Below are 13,907 nucleotides of genomic sequence, written 5' to 3'. Positions count from 1 at the left end.
GTGCTCAACCTGATCCTTGATCTCAAGGCAAAAGGTCTGCCGATCATCCTGATCTCGCACAACATGCCGCACGTCTTCGAGGTGGCGGATCGGGTCCACGTCCACCGGCTGGGCAAGCGGCTTTGCGTGATCGATCCGAAGAACCATTCGATGTCGGATGCGGTCGCCTACATGACCGGCGCGAAGCAGCCCGAGGATGCGAACGAAGCCGCTTGAGAGCAGGCAAGTGAGCCCGAAGCGCCCGGTCGGATCGGCCGGGCGTTTTTCGTTTTGGGTCTGCGGCCTTGGCGCGGGGCGATCAGCCCCGGGCCGCGCCCGACCCTCCCCCCGGGAGGGCGCATTGGCGATGTCATCGCAAGCACGAATGAGCGACGGGCTTGCGAGATAAAGTGCCCAGCCACGAACCGATCAAAGCGCCCACCCAAGGCTCGGACGCGTCCCTTAGTTCTCACAAAAGAAAACCCGCGCCCTCCCGAGCGCGGGTTTCCCGTGAAACATCAAGGGGTCGTCAGCCGCGGCGACCCGCTTCCAGCGCGTCCTCGAAGGTACGCAGCCCGGTTTTCGGAGCCTGAACCAGCACGGCCATGTTGCCCGGCTTATGCTCGTTGCGCAGCATCTTGGTATGGGCCTGCGGGATCTGATCCCACGGGAAGACCTCGGACATGCAGGGGTCCAGACGCCGCTCCACCATCAGCTTGTTGGCCGAGGCCGCCTGCTTGAGGTTGGCGAAGTGCGAGCCCTGAAGGCGCTTCTGGTGCATCCACATGTAGCGCACGTCGAAGGTGCAGTTGAAGCCCGAGGTGCCAGCGCAGATCACGACCATGCCGCCCTTCTTCACGATCAGCGTCGAGACCGGGAAGGTCGCCTCGCCGGGGTGTTCGAAGACCATGTCCACGTTCACGCCCTTGCCGGTGATGTCCCAGATCGCCTTGCCGAATTTGCGGGCCTCTTTCAGCCACTCGTTATATTCGGGCGTGTTGACCGTGGGTAGCTGACCCCAGCACTTGAAGTCCTTGCGGTTGATCACGCCCTTGGCGCCCTGGTCCATCACGAACTGACGCTTGCTCTCGTCCGAGATCACGCCGATCGCGTTCGCGCCTGCGGTGTTCGCAAGCTGGATCGCGTAGGAGCCCAGGCCGCCCGAGGCACCCCAGACCAGCACGTTCTGGCCGGGCTTGAGCTCATGCGGATGGTGACCGAACAGCATCCGGTAGGCAGTGGCCAGCGTCAGCGTGTAGCAGGCGGCCTCTTCCCAGGTAAGGTGCTTCGGGCGCGGCATCAGCTGCTGCGCCTGCACGCGGGTGAACTGCGAGAACGAGCCGTCATGCGTCTCGTAGCCCCAGATCCGCTGGGAGGGCGAGAACATCGGGTCGCCGCCGTTACATTCCTCGTCGTCGCCATCGTCTTGGTTGCAGTGGATCACCACCTCGTCGCCGACTTTCCAGCGTTTGACCTTGTCGCCCACTTTCCAGACGATGCCCGCCGCATCCGAGCCCGCGATGTGATAGGGCTGCTTGTGGCCGTCGAAGGGCGAGATCGGCACGCCGAGACCGGCCCAGACGCCATTGTAGTTCACGCCCGCGGCCATCACGAGCACGAGCACTTCGTGGCTGTCGATCTCCCAGGTGTCGACGACTTCCTGCTGGAACGACTGTTCGGGCTCGCCGTGGCGCTCGCGGCGGATCGCCCAAGCGTACATTTTCGGGGGGACGTAGCCGAGGGGCGGCATCTCGCCGATCTCGTAAAGGTCCTTCTCCGGCGCATCGTAGGGCGCGATACCGGTTTCCTGATCAAGGGCCATGGCTTTCTCCTGTCTGTCCTTGCCGCGCCGCAGAATCGGGCGGTGTTCGTTCAGAGGGATACGCATGGCTGCGCAACTTTTCAATCCCTGACGTTCCGTTTTTGTAATTTTATGTCCCTCGCGATTTTCGAGCTGCGAGCAAACCCCTATTTATAAGCCTTCGCGTCGCGGACGCTGCGTGAAACCAATCACGCCGCGTTGCAGCGAATTGACAGGATCACAAAATTCAATTTAAACCATCCAAACGCGCAACAATATTGCGCAGCGAAGATTCGTATTCCGATGGAGGCCGCCATGACCGACACGATGCCCGCCAAAGACCGCCCCTGGCTGTTTCGCACCTATGCGGGCCATTCCACGGCTGCCGCCTCGAACGCGCTCTATCGCAACAACCTCTCCAAGGGGCAGACGGGTCTTTCGGTGGCTTTCGACCTGCCGACCCAGACCGGCTATGACAGTGACCATATCCTGTCGCGCGGCGAGGTGGGCAAGGTCGGCGTGCCGGTCTGCCATCTGGGCGACATGCGCGCGCTGTTCGATGAGATCCCGCTCGAGCAGATGAACACTTCGATGACGATCAACGCGACCGCGCCGTGGCTCTTGTCGCTCTATATTGCGGTGGCCGAGGAGCAGGGCGCGGATGTGTCGAAGCTGCAGGGCACGGTGCAGAACGATCTGGTGAAGGAATACCTCTCGCGCGGCACCTATATCTGCCCGCCGAAGCCCTCGCTCGCGATGATCACCGATGTCGCGGCCTATACCCGCGAGCACCTGCCGAAATGGAACCCGATGAACGTGTGTTCCTATCACCTGCAGGAAGCCGGGGCGACGCCGCAGCAGGAACTGGCCTTCGCGCTCGCGACCGCCATCGCCGTGCTGGACGACCTCAAAACCAAGGTGCCGGAAGAGGCCTTCCCCGCGATGGTCGGGCGGATCTCCTTCTTCGTGAATGCTGGCATCCGCTTCGTGACCGAGATGTGCAAGATGCGCGCCTTCACCGAGCTGTGGGACGAGATCTGCCGGGACCGCTACGGCGTCGAGGACGAGAAGTTCCGCCGTTTCCGCTATGGCGTGCAGGTGAACTCGCTGGGCCTGACCGAGCAGCAGCCCGAGAACAACGTCTATCGCATCCTGATCGAGATGCTGGCCGTGACGCTGTCGAAAAACGCGCGCGCCCGCGCGGTGCAGCTGCCCGCGTGGAACGAAGCGCTCGGCCTGCCGCGCCCCTGGGATCAGCAATGGTCGCTCAGGATGCAGCAGATCATGGCCTATGAGACCGACCTTCTGGAATATGGCGATCTGTTCGACGGCAACCCGGCGGTGAACGCGAAGGTCGAGGCGCTGAAAGATGGCGCCCGCGCCGAGCTGGAAACGCTCGACGGTATGGGCGGGGCGATTGCCGCGATCGACTACATGAAGTCGCGTCTGGTGGAATCGAACGCCGCGCGGATCAACCGCATCGAGGCCGAGGAGACCATCGTCGTCGGTGTGAACCGCTGGCAGCAGGGCGAGCCCTCGCCGCTGACCGCAGGCGATGGCGGCATCATGGTCGTCGACCCGGCGGTGGAGCAGGAGCAGATCGACCGTCTGAACGCCTGGCGCGCCGAGCGTGACGAGGCCGCGGTGCAGGCGGCGCTGGCTCAGCTCAAGGCGGACGCGAAGGCTGGCAAGAATATCATGGAAGCTTCGATCGCTGCCGCGAAAGCGGGCGCGACCACGGGCGAATGGGCAGGGGTGATGCGCGCGGTTCATGGCGAGTATCGCGGCCCGACGGGCGTGTCGCGCTCGCCCTCGAACCAGACCGAAGGGCTCGACGATATCCGCGAAGCCGTGGATGCGGTCAGCTCGCAGCTTGGCCGTCGCCTGAAATTCCTCGTCGGCAAGCCGGGCCTCGATGGCCACTCGAACGGCGCTGAACAGATCGCCTTCCGTGCCCGCGATTGCGGCATGGACATCACCTATGACGGCATTCGCCTGACGCCCGAACAGATCGTCGCGAAAGCCATCGAGGACGAGGCGCATGTGGTGGGGCTGTCGATCCTCTCGGGCTCGCATATGCCGCTGATCGAGGAACTGATGGAGCGGATGCGCGCGGCTGGCCTCGACCATGTTCCGGTCGTCGTCGGCGGGATCATCCCGGATGAGGACGCGCAGAAGCTCCTGAGCTTCGGCGTCGCGCGCGTCTACACGCCCAAGGATTTCGAGCTGAACCGGATCATGATGGATATCGTGACGCTCGCGACCCCGGCCGAGAAGGCCGCCTGAGCGCGCAGCCCGTTTGGTATCGGGAAGAAGCGGCGTCTTCTTCTCGACCCAAATATCCCCACCGGAGGTTCCCGGCGTTGGACCCCGCGAAAACCGCGCCCTTTCGCCCTTCCGCCCGCCAAGGCGCGCAGGTAAGGTCGCGCCATGACGACCCCCATGATCCAGTTTTCCGAGGACCAGGCCGAGGCTTGGGATGCCGTTGCTTCCGCGCTCGAGGCGGCGGGGGTGGATATTCTCGAAGGGTCGATGACACCGGAAAGCGGCAGCAATCGCGTGCTTTCGGTGATCGGCAAGGCGGGGTCGGGCAAGACGCTGCTTCTGGCGGAGCTTTATAAAGCGTTGGAGGCGGCAGGCGTCGATCTGGTCTCGGGCGATTTCGAGGGCAAGCGGCGCCGCGAAAAGCGCACGCTGGCGATCCTCGCGCCCACGAATAAGGCGGCGAGCGTATTGCGGTCGCGTGGCGTGCCCGCGACGACGATCCACCGCATTCTCTACACCCCCGTCTACGATCCCGAATATGAGCGGATCGCGGAATGGCTGACCGGGCAGGGCGAGCGGCCCAAGCCCGAATTGCTGATCGAGATGGGCCTGACTGAAGCGACGCTCGACCGGGCGAAGGCGTTCTACGATCTCCACAAGTCGATCCCGGCGGCGCTGGCCTCGGCGGGGCTGCGCGGCTCGGATTTCATCAATGGCTGGAAGCGGCGCGAAGACCCGCTCGATATCGGCTTTGTCGACGAGGCCTCGATGCTGGATGAGCGTCAGTTCGACGATCTGCGCGAGATTTTCCCGACGCTGGTGCTGTTCGGCGATCCGGCGCAGCTCGCGCCGGTGAACCAATCGGGCGAGATGGTCTTCGAGCGTCTGCCCGACGAGCGCAAACACATTCTGCACCGCATCCACCGGCAGGCCGAGGATAACCCGATCCTCGATCTGGCGCATATGCTGGGCGACGAGAGCGTGACCTTCGAGCAGTTCGAGCGCGAAATCGAGAAGGCCGCCGCCAAGGATGACCGCGTCGTCTGGGCCGAGCGGGTGGAGAGCGATCTGATGGCGCGTTCGCCGGTGCTGGTCTGGCGCAACGCCACACGCATCCGGCTGATCCATGCCTTCCGCGCCGCCCATTCCGCGCCTGCCGACATGATGCTGCCGGGCGAGCCCTTGATCTGCGACGGGATCGAACTGCCGGTGAAGCACCGCAAGAAGCGGATCGATCTGGAGGCGCGCGGCCTGATCAAGGGCGCGCAGGTGATCTATCTCGGCCCCGGCAAGAAGCCCGGCTTCTCGCGGCTGCATGTGATGGGGGCGGAAGATCCGCGGCTCTCGGCGGCCTCGATCGTGAAGATCGAGATGCCCGACGAGGAGGAGCCGTTCATTCCGTTCGCGGCCCGGATGGGCGCGACCTTCCTGCATGGCGCGGCGGTGACGATCCACAAGGCGCAGGGCTCGCAATGGGAGGACGTTCAGGTCTTCGCGCCGGATATCTATGCGGCTTACAGGGCAGGGCGCGTCGAGGCGGGTATCCCGCTGTGGAAGCGCCTCGCCTATGTCGCGATCACCCGGGCGCAGCATCGGCTCTTGTGGGTGGTGCGGGCGCGGTTGGCGCGGCCCTCGGCGCCGCTGACCATTGACGATCTGCCGAAAGGCGGCGGTAAGCTGGAACTGAAAGCTGAACCGCAGGACGGATAGGGCAGGAGCCTCCGGCGGGGATATTTGAGCCAAGGCGAAGGAGGGGCGAGATGGGCGTGATGGTGGTGACCGGGGCGAGCGCCGGGATCGGGCGCGCGGTGGCAGAGGCCGCGCTGGCTGAAGGCTGGCAGGTCGCCTGTCTGGCGCGCTCGGAGGACAAGCTGGCGGAGGTCGCCGCGCAAGGCGACGGGCTGGCCGTGGCCTGCGACGTGAGCGATGCGCACGCGGTGGAGCGCGCCTTCGCCGAGGTGGTCGCTAGATTCGGTCGCATCGACGTGCTGTTCAACAATGCCGGGATGTTCCCGCCTGCGGCCTTGCCCGACGAGGTCACGCTGGAGGATTGGGACGCCTGTATCGCGGTGAACCTGACGGGGATGTTTCTGTGTGCCCGGGCCGCTTTCGCGCAGATGCGCAAGCAGACGCCGCGCGGCGGGCGGATCATCAATAACGGCTCGATCTCGGGGCAGGTGCCGCGCGCGAAATCGCTCGCCTATACGACCACCAAACACGCGATCAACGGCATGACCAAGCAGATCGCGCTGGACGGGCGCGATTTCGACATCGCCTGCGGGCAGATCGACGTCGGCAACGCGCGCACCGGGCTTCTGGCGAATATGGATTCTGCGGCGACCAAGACGGCGGAGCCCACCATGGATGTGGCCAATGTCGCGCGCTCGGTGCTGCATATGGCCTCGCTGCCGCTTGAGGCGAATGTGCTGAACATGACGGTGATGGCGAGCGCGATGCCCTTCGTCGGGCGCGGTTAACGCACGAAGCGGAAGATCGCGGCGGCGGCCCAGCCTGCGAAGACCGCAAGCGCCAGAGAGAGCAGCCCGTAAAGCGCCGCATTCTCATGCGCGAGCGTGTAGAGCCAGCGCTCCAGCCCGACTTTGCGCACCTCGATTGCGGATTGGTATTTGTCCACCAGTTTGCCGTCGCGCAGCAGGAAGATACGCGTCTTGTAGTCGCCCTCGGTGAGGTTCGCAGGCAGCGCGAAATCGGCGCGGAACAGCGTGTTATCCACGATATGCACGCCGCCGGTCTCGAGTTTGTAGAGCCCCTGTTCCTTTCGGATATCGACCAGCGCTTCGGTGAAGGGGATCGAATCGTCGACGGTGATCGGACCGGAAAAGGCGCGCATCGCGAGCGGAATCGAGATCCGCTGCTGGGTGTCGGTGCGCCGATCGAGGATATCGCCGAGCGGGCCGGACGTGGCGACGGCGTAATAGCTGGGGGCTGCGGCGACGCCGACCGAAGCCGTGTTCACCCAGATCCCGAATTCGCGGGATTTCTTGCGAATGGTGACCGGGCCGAGCGGTCCTTCGAGCGTCACGATCACCGCGAGCTTCTGCCCTTCGGGCTCCGGCGTCTCGCGCTTGATCGCGCCATAGATCAGGATTTGCGACCCGTCGAAGGAGGTCGTGATCCCGATATTGTCGCGGCTGAGACCGGCCACGATCTGCTCGTCGGGCTCGGGGCGATTGGTGATCGGCATGCCCGGACGCGCGGGCAGAACCTGTTGGTCCTGTGCCAGAGCGGGCAGGGCGACGGCGCAGAGGCCGAGGGCGAGGAGGGCTGCACGGATCATCATTCGCCCCCCGTCGCGATGGAGTAGAGGTTGCTCGGATGCAGCACGAGGTCGAGGCCGAGCTTGCCCGCGACGATAATTACGAGAAGTGCCAGCAGGATGCGCAGCTGTTCCGCCTTGAGGCGCGCGCCCAGCCGCGAGCCGATCTGTGCGCCGATCACGCCGCCGACGATCAGCAGGAGCGCCAGCATCACGTCGACCGTCTGGTTGGTGATCGCGTGCATCAGGGTGGTGAAGGCCGAGACGAACAGGATCTGGAACAGCGAGGTGCCGATCACGACCTTGGTCGGCATGTTCAACAGGTAGATCATCGCCGGGACCATGATGAAGCCGCCGCCGACGCCCATGATCGCCGCGAGGATACCGACCGCGACCCCTACCAGCAGCGGCGGGATCACCGAGATATAGAGGCCCGAGGCGCGAAACTTGAACTTGAAGGGCAGCTTGTGGACCCATGTGTGCTCCACGCGTTTCTTGCGCACGCCACCGCCCTTGCGCTGCTCTTGGATGGTGCGGATGCCCTCTTGCAGCATCAGTAGGCCGATCAGGCCGAGGAAGACGACGTAGCAAAGCTGCACCGCGAGGTCGATCTGGCCCAGCTCGGTCAGCAGGTTGAAGACGTAGATACCGCTGGCCGAGCCGAGCAGGCCACCCACCAGCAGCACGAGCCCCATCGGGATGTCGACCGCCTTGCGCTTGAGCTGCGCCAGAACGCCCGACACGGACGAGGCGACAACCTGGTTCGCGCCGGTGGCCACGGCGACGGAAGGCGGGATGCCGATGAAGAACAGAAGCGGGGTGATCAGGAAGCCGCCGCCCACGCCGAACAGGCCCGAGAGCAGCCCCACGATGCCGCCGAGCCCCAGCAGGGTGAAGATATTGACCGAGACTTCGGCGATGGGCAGGTAGATCTGCATGAACTGCACCCGCTGAGGAGGTTGCATCGTTAGTGTCCCCGAAGGGCAGGCGAAGTCAAACCCCGCCGTGCCGCAGGGTTACAACTGTTGCAGATATCGTCGTAAAACCTGTTCGAGCTTGGCCGCGCCCATCGGCGCGATCGCCTTGGTCTGCTCGTGGCTGATATTTTCCTGCGCCATGCCCGCCCCCATATTGGTGATGACGGAGACGGCTGCCACGCGAAGGCCGAGGAACCGCGCGAGGATCACTTCGGGAACCGTGGACATGCCCACCGCGTCGGCGCCGAAGACCTTGGCGGCGCGGATTTCGGCGGGGGTCTCGAAGGTCGGGCCGGAGAACCAGCAATAGACGCCTTCGGGCAGTTCGATCCCTTCGGCCTTGGCGGCGGCTTTGAGCCCGGCGCGGATCTCCGGGTCATGCGCCTCGGTCAGCGGCACGAAGCGGGCGTCCGACGGCTCGCCAATCAGGGGATTGTTGCCCGAGAAGTTGATGTGATCGCTCAGCATCATCAGCCCGCCGGGCTGAATGTCCTCGCGCAGGCTGCCAGCCGCATTGGTCAGCAGCAGGCTCTCGCAGCCGAGCTCCTTGAGGATCTCCAGCGGCAGGCGCATCTCGGCGGGATTGCCGTGTTCATAATAGTGAACCCGACCGCCGAAGACGGCCACGCGGACGCCTTCGAGCGTGCCGATCACCAGCTTCGGATTGTGCCCCGAGACGCCCGCATGGGGGAAGCCCGGAAGCTCCGAATAGGGGATCGCCACGCCCTCGATCTCCTCGGCCAGATGGCCGAGGCCGGAGCCGAGGATCAGGCCGAGGCGCGGGGCCTCGTCGCCTGCGCGTTCGCGGATCAGTTGCGCGAGTTCAGCGCTCTTTGACATAGGGCTGCCCCCCTGCACGCGGCGGGATCGCCTTGCCGATGAAGCCCGCGAGGATGATCACGGTGAGGATGTAGGGCACGGCCTGCATGAACTGGATCGGCAGGGTGATGACGCCCAGATCGATATTCGGGTAACGGTTCGAGATCGCTTCAAGCAGGCCGAACAGCATCGTCGCCCCAAGCGCCGGAACAGGCCGCCATTTCGCGAAAATCAGAGCCGCGAGAGCGATATAGCCTCGACCGGCGGTCATTTCCTTCACGAAGCCAGCCGCGAGGCCGGTTGCCAGATAGACGCCGCCCAAACCCGCCAGCACGCCGGTGATGGCAACGGCGGTGTAGCGCATCCGAATTACCGAGATACCCGCTGTGTCGACCGATTCCGGGTTCTCGCCCACCGCGCGCAGGCGCAGGCCGAAGCGGGTGCGGAACAGCACCCACCAGGTGATCGGCACCATCGCGAAGGCGACATAGACGAGAATCGAGTGACCCGAGATCAGGTTCGAGTAGATCGGACCGAGGAAGGGCACATCTTGGACCGCGTCGGCGCCGGGCAGGGTGATCGGATCGAAGCGCCCGTTGCCCGAGAGTTGCGGTGTGCGGCCGCCCTGATGGAACCAGCTTTGCGCGATCAGAACGGTAAAGCCCGAGGCAAGGAAGTTTACCGCGACGCCGGAAATCAGCTGATTGCCGCGGAAGGTGATCGAGGCGAGCCCATGCACGAAAGCGAGGCTCATCGAGCCCCCGACGCCCGCCAGAAGGCCGAGCCACGCATTGCCCGTCACCGCCGCGACCGCGCCGGAAAAGAAGGCGGCCATCAGCATCTTGCCCTCGAGGCCGATGTCGAAGATGCCCGCGCGTTCCGAGAACAGGCCCGCGAGGCAGGCGAGCAGCAGCGGCGTGCCGAGGCGAACGGCGCTATCGAGAATTTCGATGATCGTTCCGAAATCCATCTCAGGCCTCCTTCCGGGCGTTGGCGCGCGCGACGAAGAAACTCTCGATCGGTGCGCGCAGCATGTTGTCGAAGGCCCCGGTGAACAGGATCACGAGCGCCTGGATCACGGTGATCAGCTCGCGCGGGATCGTGGTTTCCAGCGCCAGCTCGCCGCCGCCCTGGTAGAGGAAGCCGAAGAGAAGCGCGGCGAGGAACACGCCGAACGGGTGGTTGCGGCCCATCAGTGCGACCGCGATCCCGATGAAGCCCGCGCCCTCGACCGAGTTCAGCACGAGGCGATGCGCCTCGCCCATCACGTTGTTGATCGCCATCAGGCCGGCGAGTCCGCCCGAGATCAGCATCGCCGCCATGACGATCTTCACCGGCGAGATGCCGGCATAGCGCGCCGCAGACTCCGACCGCCCGAAGGCGCGGATCTCGAAGCCCAGCTTGGTGCGCCAGATCAGCACCCAGACGAGGTAGCAGGCGAGGATCGCCACGAAGAACGACACGTTCGCCGGGACCGATTTCGAGAAGAATTGACCGACGAGCGGGAAGTCATGGAAGGTCGGCAGATGGGTTGCAGGCCCGAAGCGCGCGGTGGCTGGGTCCATCGAGCCGCGCGGACGCAGCACGTTGACCAGCATGTAGTTCAGCACCGCCGCGCCGATGAAGTTGAACATGATCGTGGTGATCACGATATGGCTGCCGCGCTTGGCCTGCAGATAGGCCGGGATCGCCGCCCAGGCCGCGCCGAAAATCGCGCCGCCCGCCATCGCCGCGATCAGCGCGATGGTCCAATGCGGCCACGGGAAGGCCAGTAGCACCAGCGCCACGCCAAGCCCGCCCAGCGTCGCCTGACCCTCGCCGCCGATATTGAACTGGCTGGCGTGATAGGCAACGGCGACTGCGAGGCCAGTGAAGATGAAGTTGGTCGCGTAATAAAGCGTGTAGCCCCAACCATAGGGCGAGCCGAGCGCGCCCGAGACCATGACCTTGATCGCCTTGATCGGGTCTTCGCCGATCAGCAGCACCACGATCCCCGAGATCACGAAGGCGATCAGCAGGTTGAGGAGCGGGATCAGGGCCACATCGACCCATTTCGGTGTCTTTTCCATTATTGGCTCTCCTCGGGCGCGGCGATGGTCCAGCCGTCCATGCCGCGCACGTCCTCGCCGCCCATGCCCGCCATCAGGCAGCCCATGCCGGTCTGCGTGGCGGTCTCGACGGGGCCGATGCCCATGACCTGCCCGTCGAACATGACCGCGACCCGGTCCGAGAGCGCCCGGATCTCGTCAAGCTCGACCGAGACCAGCAGGATCGCGGCGCCTTGGTCGCGCAGTTCGATGATGCGTTTGTGGATGAATTCGATTGCGCCGATATCGACGCCGCGGGTGGGTTGGCCCACCAGCAGCAGCGCCGGGCTTCGTTCGATCTCACGCGCCAGCACGATCTTCTGCTGGTTGCCACCAGAGAAGCTCTTCGCGGGCAGGGTCGGGATCGGCGGGCGCACGTCGAAGCGTTCCATCGCCTCGGCGGTGTGAGCCACGATCCCCGCATTGTCCATGACGAAGCGGTTCTTCTGATAGGCCGGATCGGTGTGATAGCCGAAGACCATGTTTTCCCACGCAGCGAAATCGAGGATCAGACCGAGGCTATGGCGGTCTTCGGGGACGTGCGAGATGCCCCGGCGACGCCGCGACTGCCCGTCGCTATGCTTGCCGGTGAGGTCGATCTCTTCGCCGTTGATGCGGATGTTGCCGGTGCCCTTGGCGAAACCGCCGAGGATTTCCAGCAATTCGGACTGGCCGTTGCCCGCCACGCCCGCGATGCCGAGAATCTCGCCCGCACGGATTTCGAGTTTGATCCCCTTGAGGCGCTCGATCCCGTCTTCGTCCTTCACGCGGAGGTTCTCGACCTCCAGCACGGTCTTGCCGGGTTGGGCGGCGGTCTTGTCGACATTCAGCAGAACCTTGCGGCCCACCATCAGCTCGGCCAGTTGCTCGGGCGAGGTCTCGGCGGTCTTCACCGTCGCCGTCATCTCGCCGCGGCGCATCACCGAAACCGTGTCGGTGATCTCCATGATCTCACGCAGCTTGTGGGTGATCAGGATGATCGTCTTTCCTTCCTTGCGGAGGAAATCGAGGATGCGGAACAGGTGGTCGGCCTCGGCGGGCGTCAGCACGCCGGTCGGCTCGTCGAGGATCAGGATATCCGCCTGACGATAGAGCGCCTTGAGGATTTCCACGCGCTGCTGGTGACCGACGGAGAGCTCTTCGATCTTCTCGTCGGGATCGACGTTGAGCTCGTATTCCTCGGCGAGGCGCTTGAGTTCCTTGCGGGCCTTGGAGAGAGAGGGGCGCAGTAGCGCGCCATCCTCGGCGCCAAGGATGATGTTCTCGAGCACGGTGAAATTCTGCACCAGCTTGAAATGCTGGAAGACCATGCCGATGCCGGCGCTGATCGCGGCCTGGCTGTCGGGGATATGGGTGTGCTTGCCCTTGATCCAGATCTCGCCCGCATCCGCCTTGTAGAAGCCGTACAGGATCGACATCAGCGTGGATTTCCCCGCGCCGTTCTCGCCGATGATACCGTGGATCGTGCCGGGCATGACCCGGATCGAAATGTCCTTGTTGGCCTGCACCGTGCCAAAGGCTTTCGAGATGCCTTTCAGCTCGATCGCGGGCGCGCCCGTGGGCGTGGCGGCAGCGTGGGCCGCTTCGGCCGCATCGCTGGCGTTTTCAGTGGCAAGGGCGGCAGTTGCCTGCCGCCCCGCGTTGTTCGACTCTGTTGTGCTCATCACTCGACCGGGCAGCTGTCGTCCGACATGTAGTCATGCACTTCGATCTTGCCCGACGCGATGTCGGCTTTCGCCTGCTCAACGGCTTTTTCCATCTCGGGCGTGACGAGCGACTTGTTGTTGTCGTCCATCGCGACGCCGACGCCGTTCTGGGCCAGACCCATCACCCTGATGCCCGGCTTCAGATCGGGGCCCGCCGAGAACGCGTCATAGACGGCGTTGTCGACACGCTTGAGCATCGAGGTCAGGACCTTGCCCGGGTGTAGGTAGTTCTGGTTGCTGTCCACGCCGATCGACAGGACGTCGCCATCCGCGGCTGCCTGCAGAACGCCGATGCCGGTGCCGCCGGCGGCTGCGTAGATCACGTCCGCGCCCTGGCTGATCTGGGCCTTGGCGATCTCGCCGCCCTTCACCGGGTCGTTCCATGCCGCCGGGGTGGTGCCGGTCATGTTCTGGATGACTTTCGCATCGGGGTTCACGGCTTTCACGCCCTGAACGTAACCGCAGGCGAATTTGCGGATCAGCGGGATGTCCATGCCGCCGACGAAGCCGACGGTGCCGGTCTTCGAGGCCATCGCGGCCATCATGCCGACGAGGTATGAGCCTTGCTCTTCCTTGAAGACGATCGACTCGACGTTGGGCTGGTCGACAACCATGTCGACGATCGCGAATTTGGTGTCGGGGTAGTCGGGAGCGACGGTGTTGAGCGTGTCGCCGAAGGCGAAGCCGGTCATCACGATCGGGTTGGCGCCCGACTCGGCGAGTTTGCGCAGGGCCTGCTCACGCTGAGCTTCCGACTGCATTTCCAGTTCCTTGTAGGAGCCGCCGGTCTCTTCGGCCCAACGCTTCGCGCCGTTGAAAGCGGCTTCGTTGAAGCTCTTGTCGTACTTGCCGCCCAGATCGTAAATGATCGCGGGATCGGCCAGCGCGGCCCCGGCGCTCAGCGCGAGCGCGGTCGCGGCGCCAAGGAACTTGGTGAAATAGGTCATGGATTACTCCCGAACGTTATGGCCCTGTTGGATAAGCCTGTTGGCGCGC

At 64.5% G+C, this 13,907-nt stretch carries 11 protein-coding genes and 1 pseudogene; 4 read left to right on the top strand and 8 right to left on the bottom strand.

All coding sequences use genetic code 11. The annotated features are described in order from the left end of the window. Positions 1 to 216 (top strand): annotated as a pseudogene (locus F8R15_RS19405) (sugar ABC transporter ATP-binding protein); the annotation flags it as partial. A gap of 292 nt (positions 217 to 508) precedes the next feature. On the opposite strand, the gene ccrA reads toward F8R15_RS19405, so the two are convergent. After that, positions 509 to 1,801: a crotonyl-CoA carboxylase/reductase gene (gene ccrA, locus F8R15_RS19400; RefSeq protein ID WP_152845698.1), complete on the bottom strand. Its 1,293-nt coding sequence runs from the start codon at positions 1,799 to 1,801 to the stop codon at positions 509 to 511. Positions 1,802 to 2,095: 294 nt separating this feature from the next. Between ccrA and F8R15_RS19395 the strand changes: the two genes are divergently transcribed. From F8R15_RS19395 to F8R15_RS19385, 3 genes are all read left to right on the top strand, one after another. Beyond that, positions 2,096 to 4,066, top strand: coding sequence for a protein meaA (locus F8R15_RS19395; RefSeq protein WP_256365701.1), 1,971 nt, complete (start codon positions 2,096 to 2,098; stop codon positions 4,064 to 4,066). A 144-nt stretch (positions 4,067 to 4,210) separates the two neighbouring features. After that, complete coding sequence (locus tag F8R15_RS19390) at positions 4,211 to 5,755, top strand: ATP-dependent RecD-like DNA helicase (RefSeq protein WP_152845697.1); 1,545 nt, start codon at positions 4,211 to 4,213, stop codon at positions 5,753 to 5,755. 50 nt (positions 5,756 to 5,805) lie between these two features. Beyond that, entirely contained in the window at positions 5,806 to 6,522 is a 717-nt protein-coding gene (locus tag F8R15_RS19385) for an SDR family oxidoreductase (protein ID WP_152845696.1), read from the top strand. Here the strand turns inward: F8R15_RS19385 and F8R15_RS19380 are convergent. From F8R15_RS19380 to F8R15_RS19350, 7 genes are all read right to left on the bottom strand, one after another. Continuing rightward, positions 6,519 to 7,343, bottom strand: a complete 825-nt coding sequence (locus F8R15_RS19380) for a TIGR02186 family protein (RefSeq protein ID WP_172976271.1) — start codon at positions 7,341 to 7,343, stop codon at positions 6,519 to 6,521. The genes F8R15_RS19385 and F8R15_RS19380 overlap by 4 nt on opposite strands. Then, a complete protein-coding gene (locus tag F8R15_RS19375; RefSeq protein ID WP_152845699.1) occupies positions 7,343 to 8,260 on the bottom strand; it encodes a sulfite exporter TauE/SafE family protein in 918 nt (305 codons plus the stop codon). The genes F8R15_RS19380 and F8R15_RS19375 overlap by 1 nt, the downstream gene beginning before the upstream one ends. Positions 8,261 to 8,338: 78 nt before the next feature. Beyond that, positions 8,339 to 9,139: a purine-nucleoside phosphorylase gene (locus F8R15_RS19370; protein ID WP_152845694.1), complete on the bottom strand. Its 801-nt coding sequence runs from the start codon at positions 9,137 to 9,139 to the stop codon at positions 8,339 to 8,341. Next, the gene (locus F8R15_RS19365) at positions 9,123 to 10,088 is read right to left on the bottom strand and encodes an ABC transporter permease (RefSeq protein ID WP_078571225.1); all 966 of its coding nucleotides are present in this window, start codon (positions 10,086 to 10,088) and stop codon (positions 9,123 to 9,125) included. Before F8R15_RS19365 ends, F8R15_RS19370 begins: the two co-directional genes overlap by 17 nt. Before the next feature lies 1 nt (position 10,089). Continuing rightward, complete coding sequence (locus tag F8R15_RS19360; RefSeq protein ID WP_083077967.1) at positions 10,090 to 11,187, bottom strand: ABC transporter permease; 1,098 nt, start codon at positions 11,185 to 11,187, stop codon at positions 10,090 to 10,092. Next, positions 11,187 to 12,869, bottom strand: coding sequence for an ABC transporter ATP-binding protein (locus F8R15_RS19355; RefSeq protein WP_152845693.1), 1,683 nt, complete (start codon positions 12,867 to 12,869; stop codon positions 11,187 to 11,189). Before F8R15_RS19355 ends, F8R15_RS19360 begins: the two co-directional genes overlap by 1 nt. Further along, positions 12,869 to 13,858: a BMP family protein gene (locus tag F8R15_RS19350; RefSeq protein WP_152845692.1), complete on the bottom strand. Its 990-nt coding sequence runs from the start codon at positions 13,856 to 13,858 to the stop codon at positions 12,869 to 12,871. The genes F8R15_RS19355 and F8R15_RS19350 overlap by 1 nt, the downstream gene beginning before the upstream one ends. Positions 13,859 to 13,907: the final 49 nt, after the last annotated feature.

The sequence above is a fragment of the Thioclava sp. JE_KL1 genome, from assembly GCF_009296265.1.
Taxonomy (GTDB): domain Bacteria; phylum Pseudomonadota; class Alphaproteobacteria; order Rhodobacterales; family Rhodobacteraceae; genus Thioclava.
Note: the sequence above shows the minus strand (reverse complement) of the source record. Positions and strands in the feature narration are given on the sequence as shown.